The organism is Citrobacter sp. VF227 (genome assembly GCF_052950715.1).
The window spans coordinates 1-438 of the sequence record NZ_JBRFVF010000586.1 but is presented as its reverse complement, the minus strand read 5'-3'; the positions used below and the strand labels follow the sequence as shown (position 1 = coordinate 438).

1 protein-coding gene is annotated in these 438 nt (G+C 58.4%); it reads right to left on the bottom strand.

Features of this window, described 5'->3' with window-relative positions; genetic code table 11:
• Positions 1 to 438 (bottom strand): autotransporter domain-containing protein (locus ACU8YC_RS28010; RefSeq protein ID WP_446896396.1); only part of this gene is annotated, 438 nt, incomplete at both ends.

Below are 438 nucleotides of genomic sequence, written 5' to 3'. Positions count from 1 at the left end.
CATGACCGTTATTCAGGGACAGACCCTGCCAGATATACTGAAGCTGTGGCTCCAGTATCAGCCCGTCAGTGACATTGAACGGCAGTCCGGTTTCCAGCGAGGCCAGCCAGCCCCAGCCATGAGTATCGAAGCTGTCTGCATCAGAGCTCGCGTTCAGATTATGACGGGAGCCTTGCGCCACCACGTCCGCCCACAGTCCGCTGTTCGCATGTACTGCCGTCAGATAACCCCCCAGGCTGTACACATCATCACGGACCGTTCCGGCACGGGCGCGATCATCATCTTTCACGTCAACTGAAGAGTGTCCCGCCGCGCCATACACACCGGCGTTCAGCGATGGTGTACTCAGCAGATCGCCGCCCAGTTGCACAAAACCATAGCTGCCACTGCTTTCCGGCGTCGCACCGTGTGCCATACCGCCGTTATTATCATGGCCCA